This window comes from Pseudomonas sp. AC229 (genome assembly GCF_979254655.1).
Map to the genome: position 1 here is coordinate 292,008 of NZ_CEEDHK010000002.1, position 20,749 is coordinate 312,756.

Annotated in this window: 15 protein-coding genes; 4 read left to right on the plus strand and 11 right to left on the minus strand. The window is 60.9% G+C overall.

The window, feature by feature from the left end; translation table 11 throughout:
• Positions 1-34 precede the first annotated feature (34 nt).
• Entirely contained in the window at positions 35-376 is a 342-nt protein-coding gene (locus AC0IW7_RS03975; protein WP_122492960.1) for a PA4575 family protein, read from the minus strand.
• A 188-nt stretch (positions 377-564) separates the two neighbouring features.
• Positions 565-3,018 carry a Lon protease family protein gene (locus tag AC0IW7_RS03980; RefSeq protein WP_471815886.1) on the minus strand — a complete coding sequence of 818 codons (2,454 nt, stop codon included), beginning with the start codon at positions 3,016-3,018 and terminating at the stop codon, positions 565-567.
• Positions 3,019-3,161: 143 nt separating this feature from the next.
• Between AC0IW7_RS03980 and AC0IW7_RS03985 the strand changes: the two genes are divergently transcribed.
• Both AC0IW7_RS03985 and AC0IW7_RS03990 read left to right on the plus strand, forming a co-directional pair.
• The gene (locus tag AC0IW7_RS03985) at positions 3,162-5,015 is read left to right on the plus strand and encodes an Lnb N-terminal periplasmic domain-containing protein (protein WP_471815887.1); all 1,854 of its coding nucleotides are present in this window, start codon (positions 3,162-3,164) and stop codon (positions 5,013-5,015) included.
• Between the two features lie 112 nt (positions 5,016-5,127).
• Positions 5,128-5,484: a hypothetical protein gene (locus AC0IW7_RS03990; RefSeq protein ID WP_471815889.1), complete on the plus strand. Its 357-nt coding sequence runs from the start codon at positions 5,128-5,130 to the stop codon at positions 5,482-5,484.
• A gap of 8 nt (positions 5,485-5,492) precedes the next feature.
• On the opposite strand, the gene AC0IW7_RS03995 is transcribed toward AC0IW7_RS03990, so the two are convergent.
• The 3 genes from AC0IW7_RS03995 to ettA all read right to left on the minus strand — a co-directional run bounded on the left by AC0IW7_RS03995 (position 5,493) and on the right by ettA (position 9,102).
• Positions 5,493-6,635, minus strand: a complete 1,143-nt coding sequence (locus AC0IW7_RS03995; protein WP_471815891.1) for a lipase family protein — start codon at positions 6,633-6,635, stop codon at positions 5,493-5,495.
• Between the two features lie 63 nt (positions 6,636-6,698).
• Positions 6,699-7,103: a DUF6795 domain-containing protein gene (locus tag AC0IW7_RS04000; protein ID WP_471815893.1), complete on the minus strand. Its 405-nt coding sequence runs from the start codon at positions 7,101-7,103 to the stop codon at positions 6,699-6,701.
• A 331-nt stretch (positions 7,104-7,434) separates the two neighbouring features.
• Positions 7,435-9,102: an energy-dependent translational throttle protein EttA gene (ettA, locus tag AC0IW7_RS04005; protein WP_471815895.1), complete on the minus strand. Its 1,668-nt coding sequence runs from the start codon at positions 9,100-9,102 to the stop codon at positions 7,435-7,437.
• Between the two features lie 414 nt (positions 9,103-9,516).
• Here ettA and AC0IW7_RS04010 point away from each other — a divergent pair, with 414 nt between their 5' ends.
• Positions 9,517-13,647 (plus strand): sensor domain-containing protein, encoded by a 4,131-nt coding sequence (locus tag AC0IW7_RS04010; RefSeq protein ID WP_471816123.1) that lies wholly within the window; start codon positions 9,517-9,519, stop codon positions 13,645-13,647.
• 207 nt (positions 13,648-13,854) lie between these two features.
• The gene (glyA, locus tag AC0IW7_RS04015; protein ID WP_463541120.1) at positions 13,855-15,108 is read left to right on the plus strand and encodes a serine hydroxymethyltransferase; all 1,254 of its coding nucleotides are present in this window, start codon (positions 13,855-13,857) and stop codon (positions 15,106-15,108) included.
• A gap of 76 nt (positions 15,109-15,184) precedes the next feature.
• On the opposite strand, the gene AC0IW7_RS04020 is transcribed toward glyA, so the two are convergent.
• The 6 genes from AC0IW7_RS04020 to hemA all read right to left on the minus strand — a co-directional run bounded on the left by AC0IW7_RS04020 (position 15,185) and on the right by hemA (position 20,604).
• Complete coding sequence (locus AC0IW7_RS04020; protein WP_122492971.1) at positions 15,185-15,697, minus strand: acyloxyacyl hydrolase; 513 nt, start codon at positions 15,695-15,697, stop codon at positions 15,185-15,187.
• Between the two features lie 150 nt (positions 15,698-15,847).
• Positions 15,848-16,642 carry a glutamate racemase gene (murI, locus tag AC0IW7_RS04025; protein WP_471815897.1) on the minus strand — a complete coding sequence of 265 codons (795 nt, stop codon included), beginning with the start codon at positions 16,640-16,642 and terminating at the stop codon, positions 15,848-15,850.
• The gene (locus tag AC0IW7_RS04030) at positions 16,639-17,400 is read right to left on the minus strand and encodes a molybdopterin-synthase adenylyltransferase MoeB (RefSeq protein WP_471815899.1); all 762 of its coding nucleotides are present in this window, start codon (positions 17,398-17,400) and stop codon (positions 16,639-16,641) included. Before AC0IW7_RS04030 ends, murI begins: the two co-directional genes overlap by 4 nt.
• Positions 17,393-18,244: a peptide chain release factor N(5)-glutamine methyltransferase gene (gene prmC / locus AC0IW7_RS04035; protein WP_471815901.1), complete on the minus strand. Its 852-nt coding sequence runs from the start codon at positions 18,242-18,244 to the stop codon at positions 17,393-17,395. Before prmC ends, AC0IW7_RS04030 begins: the two co-directional genes overlap by 8 nt.
• A 3-nt stretch (positions 18,245-18,247) precedes the next feature.
• On the minus strand, positions 18,248-19,330 hold the full coding sequence (gene prfA / locus AC0IW7_RS04040; protein ID WP_471815903.1) for a peptide chain release factor 1: 1,083 nt from the start codon (positions 19,328-19,330) through the stop codon (positions 18,248-18,250).
• On the minus strand, positions 19,327-20,604 hold the full coding sequence (hemA, locus tag AC0IW7_RS04045; protein WP_122492976.1) for a glutamyl-tRNA reductase: 1,278 nt from the start codon (positions 20,602-20,604) through the stop codon (positions 19,327-19,329). The genes prfA and hemA overlap by 4 nt, the downstream gene beginning before the upstream one ends.
• Positions 20,605-20,749: the final 145 nt, after the last annotated feature.

Sequence of the window (20,749 nt, forward strand, 5' to 3'; positions counted from 1 at the left end):
ACGGGAACGCTCAAAAGCTGAGCAAAGATGACTTCTAAGTTTCCGGCCCGACTTGGTAATCGCCCAAGTGGCGGCCACGGTCAGCATTCACACGGCGTAATTCGGCTTGTAAATGCAGGCACCAGATAGCCGGTTCATCGCTCTCGCTGTAACCGAGCTCGGCGAGGTTTGCGGCAATTGCTGCGAGCACCTCTTCAGCCACGTAGGGCCCGTGGAATGGGCCTTGCGTTTTAATCGCAGAAGGTTGGGAGGCGGCCATTCCAGCACCGCAAATGAGAACCCACAGCCCGTTTTCGCCTGCCAGCGGGCGGATCACGCATTCAATACGGGTGATCAGGCCAAGACAATGACGGGTAAGGCAGAGGCGGCGCGGCATCACGGCGGCCCTCTTGTGGTGTGGGGTCAGACTACACCTGGCCCGACGGTTCAGGGAAGCCTGCAGGTTATCCCCGCCACCTGTGGATAACTCTGTGGATGGACCGTGGGAAAGCCGGCCCAGCCACCATCCGCTGTGGCCGGGCTCGAACTGCTCAATGACTGACCAGCCATCGGGCGATCATTCGATCATTTGACGTCGGCTTTTGACCCCGCTTTGCCGGTCAACACGGCGGCGGCTTCCGCTTCGACGCTTTTCTCTTCCTCTTCTTCGAGGCCCATTTCGGCAATTTCACGCAAGCGCTCCACTACCCGCGCGTTCACGCTGCCTTCAGGGAATTCGCCGTTTTCGTCCGCTGTGCCGACCGCCTCGCCAACCAGCAGCCCCAACGCCTCGTCCACCTGCCGAACGGCGTACACGTTGAACAGCCCAGCACGCACGGCTTGCAGCACGCGTTCGTCGAGCATCAACGTGGCCACGTTGGCGTGCGGAATGATCGCGCCCTGCTCGCCCGTCAGCCCGCGCGCTTCACAGAGCCGGAAGAAGCCTTCGATTTTCTCGTTAACGCCGCCGACCGCCTGCACTTCGCCGAACTGGTTGATGGAGCCGGTGATCGCATAGCACTGCTTGAGCGGCGTGCGCGACAACGCGGAAATCAACGTGCACACCTCGCCCAGCGAGGCGCTGTCGCCGTCGACGTAACCGTACGACTGCTCCAGGGCGATGCTCGCGGAAATCGCCAGGGGGAATTCCTGGGCGTATCGGCTGCCGAGGTAGCCGGTGAGAATCATCACGCCCTTGGAGTGAATCGGCTGACCGAGATTGACCTCGCGCTCGATGTCGACAATGCCGCTGTTGCCCGGATACACCGTGGCCGAAATACGCGCCGGCACACCAAAGGCCGAGTCGCCCACTTCCAGCACCGTCAGGCCGTTGCACTTACCAACGGCAGCGCCCGCGGTGTCGATCAGAATGATGCCTGCCAGCATGTCGTCGAGAATCCGCGCCGAAACGCGGCCGGTGCGCGTGGCCTTTGCTTTCAGCGCGCGCTCGATATGGCCGGCGTCGGTGACTGTGTCGTTGGCGAGTTGGCGGATAAAGTCCGCTTCACTGACCAACTGGAACAAGTCGCCAATACGCGCCGACAACCGCCCTTGGTGCTCGGCCAAGCGCGCGCTGTAAGTCGCCAGCCGCGCGACCGCATCGGCCGTCAGCGGCGCCATGCCCTCCTCCGAGGTCCGGGTTTTCAGCAACTGGGCGAACTGTTCCAGGCTGTCGTCGTGCAGCGGAATGTCTTCGTCGAAATCCACCAGTACGCGAAACATCTCCTGGAAGTCCGGGTCGTGATCCTGCAGCGCGTAATACAGCTGACGGGAACCGATGATCACCACTTTGATGTGCAGCGGTATCACCTGCGGCGTCAGCGTCACGGTGGCCAGGCGGCCCAGCTCACCGAGCGGCGATTCCATCTTCAGTTTGCGTGCATGCAGGGCGCGCTTGAGCGCGTCCCACACAAACGGCTCACCGAGCATTTTCTCCGCTTCCAGTACCAGAAAGCCGCCGTTGGCCCGATGCAAAGCGCCGGGACGTAATTGCCGGTAGCTGGTGTAAAGCGCGCCCTGGTCGGTGCTGTATTCGATGCGGCCAAACAGATTGTCGTAAGTGGGGTGCGACTCGAACACCACCGGCGCGCCGCCGCTGGCGTGGTGACCAACCACCAGGCTCGGGCAGTACTGTTCTTGCAGAAACTTGCGCGCCTCAGCGTCGACTTTATCCACATCCACCAACTGCTCGACCACGGTCTTCAGCAGGTTGACTTGTACTGCTTGCAGGTAAGCGCAAACGCCGGCGTTTTCCGCGTACTTTTCCGACAGCGGCCCCAGCAACGGCTGCAGGCCCAAGGTGATGGTTTCTTCATTGAGCTGGCGCAGTTGGTTGCTCGACTCCCGCTTCCACTGCGGAAGGCTGGCCAGTTCTTCGTTAAGCCGTTCTTCCAGCGCAGAAATGTCGGCGTGATAACGCTCGCGTTCGGCTTCGGGCAGCTGGGCAAACTCGGCTTCGTCCAGCGCCTTGCCGTCTTTCATTGGCGTGAAGGCAATGTTGGTACTGTCGCGGTACAGGGCGATTTCTTTTTCCAGCGACAGGCGCTCGATCACATCCAGCGCACGGTCGTAACGCTGATTGAAGGCGCGGTCGATGGCGCTCTTTTTCTGCTGGTAGGCAGGATGCTCAAACACGGCCGGAAAGGTGGCCATCAGGTTGTCGATCAGGCCTTCGATATCAGCGATAAATGCCGTGGCGGTGCCCGGCGGTAATTCCAGCGCGCGGGGTTCGCGGGTTTCATCAAAGTGGTTGACGTATACCCAGTCCGACGGCGTTTCCAAACGCTTGCCTTCAGCCTTGAGGTACCGCTTAACAAAGGAGAAGCGGCCGGTGCCCGGCTCGCCCATGACGAATACGTTGTAACCGGGGCGCGGCATGGCCACACCGAATTGCAATGCTTCTACCGCGCGTTCCTGGCCGAGTACGCCGCGGAACGGTTCCAGATCGTCGGTGATGGTGAATTTGAACTGACTAGGATCGAAGGGACGGGTTAGCGCGTCGGGCGCCAAGCGCAAGCCATTGGCAACGGGATCAGGCATCGAAAATCCTTAGTTCAGATGGGCAGTCATCGTTCGCGGCCATTCTGGCGCCGCCCGATTCTGTCTGGCAAGGCGTTCTTCCTTGACACCAAGGCCCCGCCCTACAAAGCTCCGTGCACCGCGTTAGAAGAAGAACAACCACCTTGAAACGGACTTTATTCGCTCTGGTGTTAAGCGTTACCGGCCTTGCCCACGCGGCCCCGACGCTGACGCACCAGCGCCTGCAAGCGCTGGCGAACGATCCGTATTGGATTGCGCTGAACCACTACGAAACCGGCAAGCTCGGTGGCTGGCGCAGCTATGTGGATGACCCGCATTTCTTCCTCGCGCCCGACGGCGAGAGCCACCCGGATGCTGAACTGGCCGCCACCCTGGCGGCGCTGTATGCCGCGCCCGACAGCGGCGATAAACATGCGCAGTGCGTGTATCCGGCACGTACCCGGTGGTTGCGCGAGCAATTGCAGCTCACCGACTTGCCGACTCCCAATTGCAGCGAATTTAATGCCTGGTTCAAAGACATCGCCCCCCACAGCGCCGTGCTGATTTTTCCTGCGGCGTACCTCAACAGTCCGTCGTCCATGTTCGGCCACACCTTGCTGCGGATCGACCAGGCCGACATCGACAGCGACAACACTGCCCTGCTCAGTTACGCCCTGAACTTCGGGGCGTTTATCGAGGGCATGGACAACAGCATTCTCTATGCCTGGAAGGGCTTGATGGGCGGTTATCCCGGCCTGTTTGCGCTGGTGCCGTACCGGGAAAAACTCGCCGAATACCGCAGTCTGGAAAACCGCGATTTGTGGGAGTACCGGCTGAACCTGACGCCCACCGAAACCGCGCGCATGGTCGAGCATGTGTGGGAGCTAAAGCAGATCCGCTTCGACTATTTTTTCTTCGACGAGAACTGCTCGTTCCGCTTGCTCGAACTGCTGGAAATCGCCCGGCCTGGCCTGGAGCTGACCGAGCAATTCCCGATCACCGCCATTCCGACCGACACCGTGCGAGCGGTGAAAAATGCCGGCCTGGTCAAAGGCATCGACTATCGCCCTTCGCGTGAGCGTGAATTGCTGGAGCGCGCCAAGCCGCTGAGCAGCGACGAGCAACACTGGGCGCTGCAAGTGGCCGATGACCCGGCGCAGCTGCAAAGTCCGGCTTTCATGCAGCTGGCCACTGATCGCCAGGCCTTGATTCAGGACGCCGCCTTTCGCTTGCAACGCTATCGCAGCGCCAGCGGCGAACGGGACAGCGGCAGCGCCCAACGCAGCTATGCATTGTTGAAAAGCATCAACCGCAACCCACCGCCGCCGTTGACGGTCGAACGCCCGGGCTTGCCGGAACAGGGCCACGAGTCGCGAACCTGGCAATTGGGCGCCGGCAGCCGTGACGACCGCGCGTTCGCCGAGTACGGCCTGCGCATGGCCTACCACGACCTCAACGACAATCTCTATGGGTTTCCCCTTGGCGCGCAGATCGAAATTCTGCAGCTCAAATTGCGCCAATACGAAGGCAACCATTGGCAGCTGCAACGGCTCGACTTGGCCAACATCCGCTCGCTGACGCCGCGCAACGAGCTGTTGCAGCCGTGGTCCTGGCAAGTGGCGAGCGGGCTGGAGCGGGTGCTGGGAGAAGACGGCGACGAGCGCCTGGTCACCCACCTCAACGGTGGCGTGGGCGGCACCTGGGCGCTAACCGGCGACACGCTGGGCTTTGCCCTGGGCACAGTGCGCATCGAGCACAACAGTGATTTTGCTGCGTTCGTGTCACCGGCCGCCGGCTTTAATACCGGGCTGCTGTGGAACAACCCGGTGGGCAACCTGAGCGTGGAAGCACGCGGGGATTACTTCGCCAATGGCGAGGTGCGGCGCAGCCTGAGCCTAAACCAGCAATGGGAAATATCGACGAATTTGGGCCTGCGCTTATCGGCCAAACGCGAATTCAGCCAGCTCGCATCGCCTGAGAACGAAGTGAGCCTGGAAGTGAAGTGGTACCACTATTGAGCGTGGCGGCTGACGCTTGTTGGGCTTCGCTTCCACACAAGCTTTACGCCGTTTTGACGTTTTTCTCACAGAACCCCGCGCACACTCGCCCTACCCGTTGAGGAGAGTTCCCGTGCGCCCGTTCCTGTTGTTAATTCCCATCTTGGCGCTGCTCGGTGCCTGCCAAAGCAGCTACGACTATTTAGTCGGCCAGGGCTACCCCGAGCCGTTCGCCGCTGGATATTCCGACGGCTGCGGCAGTGGTCGTCAAGCGGCGGGCGCTATCAGTGGTGGCTTTAAAAAAGACGTGCCGCGCTACCTGAAAAGCGCGCAGTACGCCGAGGGCTGGACCGATGGTTTCCGCCAGTGCCAGGCCGAAGCCGAGAGCGCGCAGTTGCGTGCCTATGAGGAGCATCGCAACAGCGACCGCGATGAAAAATGGGAGCATGACACCGACCAGGCCATGGCCAAGGCGATGCGCTCCCATTAATGCGCTTGTTACAGGCGCATACCGATGTCGATGGCGCGGCGAGCCAGGTTGAGCACGGTGGTGCTCAGCAGCTCCAACACCCACCGTAAAAACGCCACGGTCAGGTTGGCCGCAGATGGCAACGGTCGGCCGAGGAAGCGGAAGATCTGCACGATCAGGCTGTTCAGCGAATCGCCAATGGCCGCGCACGCATTGGCGCCCGTAACCAATAGCCCAGCAATCTGGTCGAGCACCGTCATGGTCCCGGTAATTGCCGTGCCCGCGACCACGCCCAGGGCCTTGCCGATCACATACTGCATGGCCTGGGAAATCATCATCAGCGACGTCGCCGACAGCATCAGCACGCTGCCGTTGGCGTTTTTCAACCACGCCTGCACATCGCGTTCGAGGGTCGTTTGCTGCACGCGGCGCAGCCCGCTCCAGGTCGCATCGCCAATGGTGGTTCGGTAGTTGCCCATCTTGTGCGCGTCGAACGAAAACGAGCTGCCCCATGGAAGCTGACACACCGGACCGTCATCGGGCGCGTGGGCGAAGGGGAAGATGGGAATCATGCTGACCGGATCGGCCAAGTGATACACGCGGTGGATATTTTCCGAGCCCAGCTTGGTCGTCAGGTTGCGGGCGAAACCCGCCACCCCGACGCGTGGCGCGCCGAAGGTGTACAGCTTGACGTTGCCAATGCCGGCCTGACTGAGATGGTCTGCCGCCAATGAGGCGAGCGCGCCGCCCAGGCTGTGCCCTACGCAGTGAATGGTGCTTGGCTTGCGCCCGCGCATAAAGCGGTCGAGGTCATCGCGAAACGATTTGAAGGTTTCGTTGAAACCGGCGTGCACCGGCCAGGCACTCGGGCCCTGTTGCAGGCCGCAGTTGGCGTCGGTTAGCCAATCCTGAGTGATGTCGGTACCGCGAAAGCCCAGCAGCACTTCGCCTTGTCGTGTGCCCAGGCCTTCAACGCCATAGGTGAAACCGGTGGTCTTGCGAATGATCGCGCCACTGGTGCCGGCAGACTGCTGCGCATTCTTGAAATCGAACAGTCCGCCCAAGCCTTCGGCGGAGGCGTAATCCTGCAGGGTTTCCGTCGAACCCATGCCTTTGGCGTAATACACATGGAAGGCGACGCTGGCTGCTTGTTTAGGAGATAAAGAACTCAAACCTGATTCCCTTCTGGCTCTGAAACAATGAAGTCACTAATAGCCGAGCTACTAATGCCGTGATTATTTTTGCGGCACGCAAATACCGAAACTGCGAATTTCCGGATGGCCGACTGGCTCATCATTGAGGTCGCACACCAGATTGAGTGGCTGCCCTTTGAGTTCGCCGTTTTCGTCATAGTTGTCCTTACCGTGCAACCAGCCTTTGTAGTCCTTGCCCTGGTAAGACAGGCGCAGCTTCTGCTCGATCACAGGCTGATGCGGCAAGCCTGCGGTTAGCGATTTGCCGGTGATGACCGGAAAGTGGAAACGCCCTTCGGCGTCGGTGACGGCGACCTTGCTGCCTTTTTCGTCCTTCCAGTGCCAGTCGTACTCCTGCGTCACTTCAACCCCTTGCACGGGTTTGCCATCAAGCAGAACGATGCCGTTGACCTCGGAAAACAAATACAGCGTCTTGGAAAATGCCATTGCGTGTCCCTGTACCAATAGTCCCAATAGAAGCATTGCCATAAAGGCTGCGATGCGACTCATGTGTAGATCCCTCTGTATCGCGCCAGGCGGCACGTAACCGCTTCTGACAGCAACCGCGCACAATCGATCCGGCCGCTTAGATAAGTGCGAAGTATATCCAAGGCCCGAAGCTGTTTGCGGCAGACCGATGAGCAGATCGCCAGAGTTGGATGTGCGTCATGGTTTTGCGACCTGGCCCTGTATTGCCGTTTCCAGAGTTCGCGACCAAGGTCGCTCCTACATAAAAAAACGGAGCCCTTGCGGCTCCGTTTTTTGTTCAACCCAACGCTTACTGCGCCAGCTTCTTGTGCCGTACCCGATGCGGCTGGGCGGCGGCGTCGCCGAGGCGTTTTTTACGGTCGGCTTCGTACTCGGTGTAGTTGCCTTCGAAGAACACGGCTTGCGAATCGTCTTCGTACGCGAGGATGTGAGTGGCCACGCGGTCCAGGAACCACCGATCGTGGGAGATCACAATGGCGGCGCCAGGGAAGTCGAGCAGCGCTTCTTCCAGCGAGCGCAGGGTTTCCACGTCAAGGTCGTTGGACGGTTCGTCGAGCAGCAGCACGTTGGCGCCCTCTTTGAGCGTCAACGCCAGATGCAAGCGACCACGCTCACCACCGGAAAGGTCTTTGACGAACTTCTGCTGGTCGCCGCCTTTGAAGTTGAAGCGGCCCACATAAGTACGCGACGGTACTTCGTAGTTGCCGATCTTGATCATGTCGGAACCGTCAGAAACCATTTCCCACACGGTTTTGTTGCCGTCGAGGTCATCGCGGCTCTGGTCGACGCAGGCCAGTTTCACGGTTTCGCCCACCTCGATGCTGCCCGAATCCGGCGTTTCCTTGCCCATGAGCATGCGGAACAGGGTCGACTTACCGGCACCGTTACCACCGATCACGCCGACGATGGCGCCCTTGGGCATGCTGAAGGACAGGTTGTCGATCAGCGCGCGGTCGCCGTAGCCCTTGCTGACGTTGACGAAGTCGATGACCTTGTCGCCCAGGCGCGGGCCAGCGGGAATGTAGATTTCGTTGGTTTCGCTGCGCTTCTGGAATTCCTGCGACTGCATTTCTTCGAAGCGTTGCAGACGGGCCTTGGATTTCGACTGGCGGGCTTTGGCGCCTTTGCGCACCCACTCCAGTTCTTCTTTCATGGCTTTTTCATGAGCCGACTGCTGCTTGGACTCTTGCGCCAAGCGGTTGGACTTAGCCTCCAGCCAGCCGGAATAGTTGCCCTCGTATGGAATACCGGCGCCGCGGTCGAGCTCCAGAATCCAGCCGGCGACGTTGTCGAGGAAGTAACGGTCGTGCGTGATCGCAACCACAGTGCCGGGGAAGTCGTGCAGGAAGTGCTCCAGCCAGGCCACCGAGTCGGCGTCCAGGTGGTTGGTCGGTTCGTCGAGCAGCAGCATGTCCGGCGCGGACAGCAGCAAGCGGCACAGGGCGACGCGACGTTTCTCACCACCGGAGAGGTGCACCACTTTTGCGTCCCAGGCTGGCAGGCGCAGGGCATCGGCTGCCACTTCCAGCTGACGCTCAAGGTTGTGGCCGTCGGAGGCTTGCAGAATGGCCTCCAGCTTGCCTTGCTCGGCCGCGAGGGCGTCGAAGTCGGCGTCTGGCTCGGCGTAGGCGGCGTACACCTCGTCGAGGCGCGCTTGGGCGTTTTTGATCACGCTAACAGCTTCTTCGACGACTTCGCGGACGGTTTTCTCCGGGTCCAGCTGCGGTTCTTGCGGCAGGTAACCGATGTTCAAGTCCGGCATCGCGCGGGCTTCGCCGTTAAATTCGGTGTCGACGCCCGCCATGATTTTCAGCAGCGTGGATTTGCCCGAACCGTTGAGGCCGAGCACGCCGATCTTGGCGCCGGGGAAGAAAGAGAGAGAAATATTTTTAAGAATTTCCCGCTTCGGCGGCACTACTTTGCCCAGCCGATGCATGGTGTAGACGTATTGAGCCATGAGGAACCCAGCTTCTATGAGAGGTGTCTTGATAAGGGGAGGCACAAGCCGAAGGGCTTATGCGCAGCGATAAGTAGGCCAGCCTAGTCATCGCTTGGGCGCGAGCCAAGTGCCTGCAAGGCAACCGGTCGAGCGGGCTCACGCGTGTGTCGCAAAGCTACCGGAATGTGCCGAACAGGGCAAACCGGCACTCGTCGGCATAGCTGGCACTTTGCCACACATGTAGGCATTCTTAGCCGTTTTGGACGACCTGCCGCCGTTGGCAGCCGTTAACCTGCTACATCTGTAGTAGCCGTCAGCGCAGGATTTTCGCCAGTGCCTCGATCTCTCACCCATAAGCGCGTCCCCGGCGATCCACTCGCCGCTTCCTTGCCGAATTCGGTAAAGGGCGCATTGGTGGCGCTCGTTGTGTTGATGCTGGGTCTGCTGTTCTGGCAGCTGTATCACGAGGTGCAGCAGAGCACCGACAACCGTGAAAAGCGTGAGCATGAGTACAGCCAGCAGTTGGCTGAGCACATTGGGCTGAACATTAAACTGCGCGCCGACGCTGCCCTCGCGTTGCTGAGCCAGACCGCCGCACAGCCGCCTGCCCCCGAGCAAACCGGTGAGTTGCTGGACAACCTGCGGGCCATCTTTCCGTCGTTACAGAGCATCGTCTGGCTGGACGCCGACGGGCGTTCGCTGGCTGATACCCAGCCCAATGCCACCGACGCGGCGTTCATTGCCGCTCTGCACCAGCGCAATCAGGGCCAGTCCTATCAATACGTGTTCAGCCCGGTTGGCGAGGGCATGATCTACGCCTATTTGCACAAGGCTGACGACTCCGGCGACTGGGTGGTTCGTATTGGCTTGGAGCAAGTACGCCGTACGTTGGGCGAGCTGTACACCGGCGAGCACCGCTGGCAACTGATTGACCATCAAAGCCACCGTGTCGTGGCGGAACACCCTATCCCCAGCGGCGGCGGTACGCAGCTGACTGGCCCGCTGCAAATAGCCGATTCCGTGCACTTGGTTCCCCTGCCCGGCACCGACCTGATGGTGCGCAGCCTGTTCGACCGCCAGCTCGGGTGGTCGGAGCAGTTGTCGGCCATCACCGGCAAGTTCCTGCTGTTTATGGCGTGCGCCTTCCTGGCCTTGCTGGCGCTGGTGCGGTTGCTGCGCGAACAGCGACGCCTGCGGGAAATGACCACGGCCTCGCGGCGTGAGCTGCGCGACGCCGCGACCGCGCTTGGCGCCATTGAAGAGCGCGTGGTGGTGACGGACGTGACCGGCCATGTGCGCTACCTGAACCCACAAGCGGCCGTGCTGTTTGGCATGCAGACCTATGAAGCGCGCGGCCGGCATTTGCTCGATCTGCTGCCGGGGCTTGATCCGGCGTTATTGACCGACGCTGAGCAGTTCGAAGACGGCAACCCCGAGTGGATCGAGCTGGAGCAGCACGACCAAGTGCGCGTGTTCAGCATCACCCGCAGCCTGTTTCAAGACGGCGAAGAACACAGCCAGCCAGGGCACGTTTGGGTGCTGCGCGATGCCACCGAGCAGCAGATGGCGCTGCATATTCTTGAGGACACCCGCCGCCGCTATCAGGACATCTTCGAAGGCAGCGGCGTGGCCCACTGCGTACTCGACCTGGCCGATCTGCGCACCTATCTGCACATTCACAACATCAACAGCCTGAGCGAGTTCGATCACTGGCTGCAGACCTACCCTCACCTGCACGAGGAGCTGATTCAGCACCTGCACATCACCGAACTCAATCAGGTGGCGCAGCAACTTTTGGGCGTGGAGTCCACGCGCGAGCTGTGGGATCACTTGGTTGATGTCGGCCCCATCGTGCCGGAGAACGTGCGCTACCAATTGATTGGCGCGGTGCTGAGCAAGCAGCGGCAAATCGAGATGGAAAGCCAGATCCTCACACCGCAGGGCCACGAACGTCATCTGTGGCTGGTGCTGCGTCTGCCCGAGCAGAACGATGATTTCCATGCGGTGACGGTGAGCATGAGCGACATCACCGCGCGCAAACGCATCGAGCTGTCGCTGATCGAGCGCGAGCGTTTCTGGTCGGATGTGGCGCGCGCCGTACCCGACACCTTGTACGTGCACGACATGACCGACCGCCGCGTACTGTTTAGCAATAACCGCCTCGGCCAGCAGTTGGGCTACAGCGGCAAAGAGCTGCGCGACATGCCCGGCCATTTCTGGGAAGTGGTGTTGCACCCCGACGACGCAGAGCAATACGCGCGCATGCGCAGCCTGCAACAGGTGGTGGGCGATGGTCACTTGCTGCAATGCCACCTGCGCTGGCGTCACCGCGACGGCAGCTGGCATTGGTTCGATATTCGCGAGCAGGCCTTGAGCCGCACGCCCGAGGGTCGCGTGCATCGTCTGATCGGCGTGGCCAAAGATGTCACCGATCAGATCGAAGCCAGCGAGCTGATGCGCAACAACGAGCGCCGTTATCGCTTGCTGGCTGAGAACATCAGCGACGTTATCTTCACCACCGACAACACCCTGCAGCTCGATTACGTCAGTCCATCGGCGCTGGCCATGTTCGGCTACACGCCGGAGTGGATCATCAGCAATGGCTTCCACCCGCTGGCAGCCAACCCACGGCAACTGGCCGACGTCGACCAACTGCTGCTGCGCGTGCGCGCCGCACTGAGCGACCCGCCGCGCCTGCGCGACCTGCGTCAGCAATTGGCAACGCGGTTGTTTATGGTCGATTGCGTGCGCGCGGACGGCCACAAACTGCCCACCGAAATGCGCCTGACTTTGATGTGGGACCAGGATGGCCGCTTTGAAGGCATGCTCGGCGTCGGTCGCAATATCAGCCAGCAGCGCCGCGCCGAGAAAGATTTGCGCATGGCCGCCACGGTATTCGAACACTCGACGGCGGCCATTCTGGTGACGGACCCGGCTGGCTATATCGTGCAGGTCAACGAAGCGTTTTGCCGGGTCAGCGGCTACACCAGCGCTCAGGTGCTCGACCAACAGCCAGGCATGCTCATGGCCGACGGCCAACAGACCAGCCATCAGGCTTATATTCTCAGTCAGCTCGGGCAGAACGGCAGTTGGGAAGGCGAGGTATGGCTCAAACGCCGCAATCAGGAAAACTTCCCAGCCTGGGTCGGCATCACGGCGGTGCACGACGATGAAGGCGACCTGGTCAGCTACGTCAGCTTTTTCAGCGATATCAGCGAACGCAAAGCCAGCGAGCAACGCATTCACCGCCTGGCGTATTACGACGCCCTGACCAACCTGCCCAACCGCACGCTGTTTCAGGACCGCCTGCACACTGCCTTGCAGCATGCCGAGCGGCATCTGGAATGGGTGGTGCTGATGTTCCTCGACCTCGACCGCTTCAAACCGATCAACGACTCGCTCGGCCACGCCGCCGGCGACCGTATGCTCAAAGACGTGGCACAGCGTCTGGCCGCCTGCGTGGAGGTCGAGGACACCGTCGCGCGTATGGGCGGCGATGAATTCACCTTGCTGCTGCGCGCGCGCGACACCCGCGACGGCGCCCTCACCCGCGCCATTCACGTGGCCGAACAGATTCTGGCCAGCCTGTCGCAGCCGTTCATTCTCGAAGGGCGCGAGTTTTTCGTGACCGCCAGTATCGGCATTGCCCTCAGCCCGCAAGACGGCGACGAGCTGAGCCAATTGATGAAGAATGCCGACACCGCCATGTACCACGCCAAAGAGCGCGGCAAAAACAACTTCCAGTTTTATCAGGCCGCCATGAACGCCACGGCGCTGGAACGCCTGGAGCTGGAAAGCGACCTGCGCCACGCCCTTGATCAGCAGCAATTCGTGCTCTATTACCAGCCGCAATTCAGCGCCAACGGCCAACGGCTCATTGGCGCCGAAGCGTTGTTGCGCTGGCAGCACCCGCACCGCGGCCTGGTGGCGCCGAATGAATTTATTCCGGTGCTCGAAGAACTGGGCCTGGTGGTCGACGTGGGCGACTGGGTGTTGGTGGAAGCCTGCCGACAAATGAACGCCTGGCATGCGCAGGGTGTGAAGGTGCCGAAAGTGTCGGTCAACCTGTCGGCCCGGCAATTCGCCGAAGGCCAGCTTGGCCAACGCATCGCGCACATTCTGCAGACCAGCGGCTTGAGCCCCAGTTGCCTGGAGCTGGAGCTGACCGAGAGCATTCTGATGCGCGATGTGGAAGAGACCATGCAGGTGTTGGTGGGCTTCAAACAGTTGGGGCTGAACATTGCCGTGGATGACTTCGGCACCGGTTATTCATCGCTCAATTACCTCAAGCAGTTCCCCATCGACGTGCTGAAAATCGACCGCAGTTTTGTCGACGGTCTGCCCAGCGGCGAGCAGGACGCGCAAATTGCCCGCGCCATTATCGCCATGGCCCACAGCCTCAATCTGGCGGTGATCGCCGAAGGCGTCGAAACCCAGGAACAGCTCGACTTCCTGCGCGAGCATGGCTGCGACGAAGTGCAGGGCTACCTGCTCGGCAAGCCCATGACCGCCCACCAACTGGCGGCACAGTTCAGCGGCAACGCGCTGTTTATGCTGAGCTAAACGTTTGCGGCGGGCTTGCCAGGAAATTTCAAAGCACAATGAGCGGCACTTGTCGGGCACATGACCGACCGTCATGTGCCTGTTTCCGACGTTTCCGGTAGAATCGCCCGCTTCCAATCTTCGGGCCAGCACAACCGCTGCTGGACTAAGGTCAGGCAGCTTGGCCGACGACCAGAAGATCGTTAATGACCTTTACAGGAGTCCGCCATGTTTAGCCGTTCCACGACTATCGCCACCTACGACGCCGAACTTTTTGCCGCCATGGAGCAAGAAGCTCAGCGCCAGGAAGAGCACATCGAGCTGATCGCCTCGGAGAACTACACCAGCCCGGCGGTGATGGAAGCGCAAGGTTCGGTGCTGACCAACAAGTACGCCGAAGGCTATCCGGGCAAGCGTTACTACGGTGGCTGCGAGTACGTGGATATCGTTGAGCAACTGGCTATCGACCGCGCCAAAGAGCTGTTCGGCGCCGACTACGCCAACGTGCAACCGCACGCGGGTTCGCAGGCCAACAGCGCCGTGTACCTGGCCCTGCTCAACGCAGGCGACACCATTCTGGGCATGAGCCTGGCCCACGGCGGCCACCTGACCCACGGTGCGTCGGTTAGCTCGTCGGGCAAGCTCTACAACGCCGTGCAGTACGGCATCGACGGCAACGGCTTGATCGACTACGACGAAGTCGAGCGCCTGGCCGTTGAGCACAAGCCAAAAATGATCGTGGCCGGCTTCTCGGCTTACTCGCAAATTCTCGACTTCGCTCGCTTCCGCGCCATCGCAGACAAAGTTGGCGCGTACCTGTTCGTGGACATGGCCCACGTCGCCGGCCTGGTTGCCGCTGGCGTTTACCCCAACCCGGTGCCGTTCGCTGACGTGGTCACCACCACGACGCACAAAACCCTGCGCGGCCCACGTGGCGGCTTGATCCTGGCCAAGGCCAACGCCGAAATCGAGAAGAAGCTGAACTCCGCCGTATTCCCGGGCGGCCAAGGCGGCCCGCTGGAGCACGTGATCGCCGCCAAAGCGATCTGCTTCAAAGAAGCGCTGCAACCGGAATTCAAAACCTACCAGCAGCAAGTGGTGAAAAACGCCAAGGCCATGGCCGGCGTATTCATCGAGCGCGGTTTTGACGTGGTGTCTGGCGGCACTGAAAACCACCTGTTCTTGCTATCGCTGATCAAGCAGGACATTTCCGGTAAAGACGCCGATGCCGCTCTGGGCAAAGCCTTTATCACCGTGAACAAGAACTCGGTGCCTAACGATCCACGCTCGCCGTTCGTGACCTCCGGTCTGCGCTTCGGGACCCCGGCCGTCACCACCCGTGGCTTCAAGGAAGCAGAATGCCGCGAGCTGGCCGGCTGGATCTGCGACATCCTGGCGGACCTGAACAACGAAGCGGTGATCGACGCCGTGCGTGAGAAGGTCAAAGCCATTTGCGCCAAACTGCCGGTTTACGGCAAGTAAGCGCACCTCAACACGACATCGCAGAAACGAAAAAGCCCGGCCAAGAGCCGGGCTTTTTCGTTTCTGCAACGTGGCCTTAGAAGGCGACGCGGTAGTGCACGGTGTACGCCTCTACACCATCGTTCGGCTGGCTGATGCCGGCGTTGGAGTAGTGAATGGCGCGCAGGCCCACTTCCTGACCGGCGAAGCGCAGGCCCAGGCCCAGGCGGTCTTCGAATTGGAAGGAGGAACCCAGATCGTTGGTTTCCAGTTCGGTGTTGGCGAACAGGGCCACGCCAATACCGGCTTCAACGTAAGGGCGAACATTTTCTCCGGCAAATTCGTAAACGAACACCGGAGCGAATGACACGCTGTGGTTGCTGGAGGTTTTATCACCATCCCAGTACGTGTAACCCGCATCCCAGTAACCGGTCAGACGACCGACGTCGCTCTGCCACCAACTGGTGCCGAAATCGAACTGAGTACCCAAGCGGTAAACCATCGTCGAATCACCTGTTTGACCAATTGCCACGGTGACATCGGCGGCATGCGCGGAGAGGGACAAACCAAGGGAAAGGGCTGCAGACGCAACCAAGGAAATCAACTTCATCGCAACGTCCTTTGTATCAGGTTGATCACAGATATCTGCGTAACGGCTGAATTATAGAAATTTTGGCTATAAACGAAAGACTCAACCCGCATTAAACGGCATTGAAAACTCACCCATGTTCGTGGGAAACGGTTCCAAGTGCCGGTGACTCTACCGCCCTAGCGGCGCAACGCTGGCCTCTCTGCCAACTAGGAGCGGCAGTACCTGAATTAGGTTCGATAAATTTCCACTCGACCATAAACGGGTGGCGGAACCGGGCTGATCGGCGAGCAAATTCTGTTCACTGAGCAGCCGTTTTAGCTGCCGAGCAACCGCCATGCCGGTGTCGATGAGGGTCACCGAGGGCGGCACCAATTCCAGCAACAAGGGTTTGATAAACGGGTAATGGGTACAACCCAGAATCAACGTGTCACACCCTTGCGCCAGCAGCGGCTCGACGTAACTGCGCAGCAGCTCACGAGTGACTTCGCTGTGCAGTTCGCCCGCTTCAATCAATTCAACTAACCCAGGGCAGGGCCGCGTGATAACCCGTACGTCGCTGGCGAAACGGTCGAGCAAGGCGGCGAACTTGGCGCTCTGCAAGGTGCCGGTGGTGGCCAGCACCCCGACTACGCCGCTTCGTGTTGCCGCCGCAGCCGGCTTCACTGCGGGCTCCATGCCGATGATGGGCAACTGCGGATATTGCTCGCGCAGCTCGTTTATGCCTGCAGCCGTGGCGGTATTGCACGCCACGACGAGCGCCTTGGCGCCCTGCTCCATTAAAAAGTCGGTGATGACGGCGCTGCGCTGACGGATGAACTCAGGCGTTTTCTCGCCGTAGGGAACGTGGCCGCTGTCAGCGACATACAGCAAGGTTTCGTTGGGCAACAGGCGCTGGATCTCGCCCAGCACGGAGAGCCCGCCAACGCCCGAATCGAACACGCCGACCGGTGCCGACTTGCTCATGGGCGAGACCCGCACACCGCGCAGGCGGGGTCGCGTTTAACTCGCAACTCGCGAAAGCGCGAGCCCAGCGCGTCGATTAGCAACAGTCGACCCACCAGCGGCTCACCAAAGCCGGCGAGTAGCTTCAGGGCTTCGAGCGCTTGCAGCGAGCCCACCAGACCAACGAGCGGGCCGACGACGCCGGCTTCACTGCAAGTCAGCTCCGCCTCGCTGCCATGCCCGTACAGGCAGTGGTAGCAAGGACTGCTGGTCTGACGCGGATCGAACACCGACAACTGGCCCTCCAGACGAATCGCCGCGCCGCTGACCAACGGCTTACCCGCCGCCACGCACGCGGCGTTCACTGCTTCGCGCGTGCCGAAATTGTCGGAGCAGTCCAGCACCAGATCCACCGCTGCAACGGCCGCGCTCATGCTGTCGGCATCCAGCGCTCGGCGGTGTGCGTGCAGGCTTACCTGCGGATTGATCGCCCGCAATCGGGTCTGCATCGAATCGACCTTGCTCTGACCGACGCTGGCGGTGTCGTGGGCAATCTGGCGTTGCAGGTTGGTGACGTCGACGGTATCGAAGTCTGCCAAATGCAGCTCCCCGATGCCCGCTGCCGCCAGGTAAAGCGCCACCGGCGAACCGAGGCCACCTAGCCCTACGATCAGCGCGCGGCTGTTTTTCAGCCGTAGCTGGCCGTCGATGTCGATTTGGCTGAGCAGAATCTGCCGGCTGTAGCGCAGCAGTTCGTCATCCGTAAGCGAGTCATGCATTGTCGTAACGCCCCAGGCTGATTCGTTCATGGCCGCCCAAGTCGCGACGGCTTTCAATGGCATTAAAGCCTTGTGCTGCCAGCAGCTCACGGACGGCGGCAGCCTGGTCAAAACCGTGTTCCAACAACAGCCAGCCGCCGGCAACCAAATGCGCGGGGGCGTGCTGAATGATTAAGCGAATATCGTCCAGCCCATCCTGGCCCGACACCAGTGCACTGGCGGGTTCGAAGCGCACATCGCCCTCCCCCAGGTGGTGGTCATCGGCGCGTATATAAGGAGGGTTGCTGACGATCAGGGCGAAGCGCTGAGCAGCGACGGCGCCGAACCAATGGCTGGGGCGAAAGCTCGCGTTACTCAGCTTGAGGCGCAGCCGATTGCGCTCAGCCAGTGCCACTGCCTCGGGCACGCGATCCACGCCGATTACCGTCCAGCCCGGGCGTTCGCTGGCCAGAGCCAATGCGATGGCGCCCGTGCCGGTGCCTAGATCGAGCGCAGCAATGGGGTGATGCGGCAACAGCTCAAGCGCGGTTTCGACCAGTAGTTCGGTGTCGGGGCGAGGAATCAGGGTGTGCGGCGCCACTTCCAGGTCCAGGCTCCAGAAGCCTTGCTGGCCGAGAATGTAGGCGACGGGTTCGCCTCGTTGGCGGCGGGCAATGGCGGCGCGAAAGCGTTGCAACTGTTCAGCATCGAGTTCGCGCTCTGGCCACGTGCGCAGATAGCTGCGCGGCTTGCCCAGTGCTGCGGCAAGCAAAAGCTCGACGTCCAATTGCGCGGTGTCTGAGCCCGGCAACGTCACGCTGGCCAGCAGGTGCTGAATGCTTGAGGCGCCGCCTTGGCCACTCAACGGTCAGTCTCCCAGCGCGGCCAGTTGGTCGGCCTGGTATTCGCTGAGCAGCGGTTCGATAACGGCGTCAACGCCACCGGCCAGCACGTCGTCCAGGTTATAGAGCGTGAGGTTGATACGGTGATCTGTGACGCGGCCCTGGGGAAAGTTGTACGTGCGGATGCGCTCGGAGCGATCCCCCGAGCCAACGAGCAAGCGGCGCGTGTCCGAGATTTCCTTATGCGCCGCGGCTTCCTGTTGATCATTGAGCTTGGCCGACAACCAGGCCATGGCCTTGGCGCGGTTCTTGTGCTGCGAGCGCTCTTCCTGGCACTCGACAACGATGCCGGATGGAAGGTGGGTAATGCGGATCGCCGAGTCGGTTTTGTTTACGTGCTGACCGCCCGCGCCTGAGGAGCGGTAGGTGTCGACGCGCAGGTCCGCCGGGTTGATTTCGATGGCTTGCTGCTCATCGGGCTCCGGCAATACCGCGACGGTGCAGGCCGATGTATGAATGCGCCCCTGCGACTCGGTTTCCGGCACCCGCTGCACGCGATGCGCGCCGGACTCAAACTTGAGTTTGGCGTACACGTTGTCGCCTTCCACACGGGCGATGACTTCTTTATAGCCGCCGTGCTCACCGACGTTTTCCGACAGGATTTCCACGCGCCAGCCACGCTTTTCGGCGTAGCGCGAGTACATGCGAAACAGATCGCCAGAAAAAATCGCAGCCTCGTCGCCGCCAGTGCCAGCGCGCACTTCGAGAAATACGTTGCGGCCGTCGTTAGGGTCTTTGGGCAAGAGCATGCGTTGCAGGCGGGCTTCCAGATCGGCCAGCAACTCTTTGCTGTCGGCTACTTCTTGCTCGGCCATTTCGCGCATGTCCGGGTCGCTGTCTTTGAGCAGCGCCTGGGCGCCCTGCATGTCGGCAGTGACTTTGCGGAATTCCTGCAACAGCTGCACCACCGGCTCGACCTCGGCGTACTCCTTGGAATACGCGCGGAACTTGCTCTGATCGCTGATCACCTCGGCGTCGCCCAGCAGCGCCGTCAGTTCCTCGTAGCGGTCGTGGATCATGTCCAGTTTATTCAGCAGTGACGCTTTCATTGCGAGGTTTTATCCGTGGTGCTCTCGTCGAGCGCAAAGAGTTCCTGGGCCACGGTCAACGCATCGATGCGCCCGTCAGCCGAGAGTTTTTTCAATTGCACGCTCGGGGCGTGCAGCAATTTATTGGTCAGGCCACGGGCCAGTTGAGCCAGCGCTTCTTCGGCCGAGGTGCCATTGGCGAGCAGACGCTGCGCCTTGGCCAGCTCGTCATCGCGCAGCCGTTCGGCTTGCTGGCGGTACGCCTTGAGCACATCGACCGCGGCCAACTCACGCAGGCGCGACATGAAGTCGCTCGTACCCACGGCAACCAATTCTTCGGCGGCCTGAGCGGCGCCTTGGCGGCTTTTAAGGTTTTCGGCGATCACATCGTGGAGATCGTCGACGGTGTACAGGTACACATCGTCCAGCTCGCCGACTTCGGGTTCGATGTCGCGCGGTACGGCGATATCAACCATAAAGATCGGTTTGTGCTTGCGCTGCTTCAGCGCACTTTCCACCGCACCTTTGCCGAGAATCGGCAGCTGGCTGGCGGTGGAGCTGATGACGATATCGCTGCTGATCAGCTCTTGAGGAATCTCCGACAGCAACACCGCGTGGGCGCCGAACTGCTCGGCCAACTGGCTGGCGCGTTCAAGGGTGCGGTTGGCCACCACAATGCGTTTCACGCCCTGCTCATATAAATGCCGGGCCACCAGGGTGATGGTTTCGCCGGCACCAATCAGCAGGGCCTGACTGTTATTGAGGTTGCTGAAAATTTGCTTGGCCAGGCTGACGGCAGCAAAGGCCACGGACACCGGGTTCTCGCCAATGGCCGTGTCGGTGCGCACTTGTTTGGCGGTGCTGAACGTGGCTTGGAACAGGCGTCCAAGCAGCGGGCCGACCGTGCCGGCTTCACGGGCAACGGCGTAGGCGGATTTCATCTGACCGAGGATCTGTGGCTCGCCGAGCACCATGGAATCAAGGCCCGAGGCCACGCGCATCATGTGCCGCACGGCAGAGTCATCCTGGTGCACATAGGCGCAGGCGCGCAGTTCGTCGAGGCTCAGGTTGTGATACTCGGCCAGCCAGGCCAGCACGCTATCGGCGGTCAGGCTGTCTTGCTCGATGTACAACTCGCTGCGGTTGCAGGTCGACAGAATGGCCGCCTCGCGGCTCGCGGTGCGTGCACACAATTGCTGCAATGCCTCAACCAACTGCTCCGGGGTGAACGCCACACGTTCGCGGACGTCCACCGAGGCGGTCTTGTGGTTGATACCGAGGGCAAGAAAGGTCATGCAGGGTCGCTGACAGAAACGGGAAGCCGCCAATTGTCCTACTTCACTAGAGTGAGAACAACCACCGCTCACTATTGTCCTAATAGCCGGTAGCCTGTCTCGCACAGCCAACCATAGATAGGCGCTTGCCCCATGGGTTTTGCCC

Excerpts from the sequence above, each read along its gene's own strand:
- AC0IW7_RS03975 (WP_122492960.1), bottom strand. The coding sequence starts at position 376 with ATGCCGCGCCGCCTCTGCCTTACCCGTCATTGTCTTGGCCTGATCACC.
- AC0IW7_RS03980 (WP_471815886.1), bottom strand. The coding sequence starts at position 3,018 with ATGCCTGATCCCGTTGCCAATGGCTTGCGCTTGGCGCCCGACGCGCTA.
- AC0IW7_RS04000 (WP_471815893.1), bottom strand. The coding sequence starts at position 7,103 with ATGGCATTTTCCAAGACGCTGTATTTGTTTTCCGAGGTCAACGGCATC.
- ettA (WP_471815895.1), bottom strand. The coding sequence starts at position 9,102 with ATGGCTCAATACGTCTACACCATGCATCGGCTGGGCAAAGTAGTGCCG.
- AC0IW7_RS04010 (WP_471816123.1), top strand. The coding sequence starts at position 9,517 with ATGCTGGGTCTGCTGTTCTGGCAGCTGTATCACGAGGTGCAGCAGAGC.
- glyA (WP_463541120.1), top strand. The coding sequence starts at position 13,855 with ATGTTTAGCCGTTCCACGACTATCGCCACCTACGACGCCGAACTTTTT.
- AC0IW7_RS04020 (WP_122492971.1), bottom strand. The coding sequence starts at position 15,697 with ATGAAGTTGATTTCCTTGGTTGCGTCTGCAGCCCTTTCCCTTGGTTTG.
- murI (WP_471815897.1), bottom strand. The coding sequence starts at position 16,642 with ATGAGCAAGTCGGCACCGGTCGGCGTGTTCGATTCGGGCGTTGGCGGG.
- AC0IW7_RS04030 (WP_471815899.1), bottom strand. The coding sequence starts at position 17,400 with ATGCATGACTCGCTTACGGATGACGAACTGCTGCGCTACAGCCGGCAG.
- prfA (WP_471815903.1), bottom strand. The coding sequence starts at position 19,330 with ATGAAAGCGTCACTGCTGAATAAACTGGACATGATCCACGACCGCTAC.
- hemA (WP_122492976.1), bottom strand. The coding sequence starts at position 20,604 with ATGACCTTTCTTGCCCTCGGTATCAACCACAAGACCGCCTCGGTGGAC.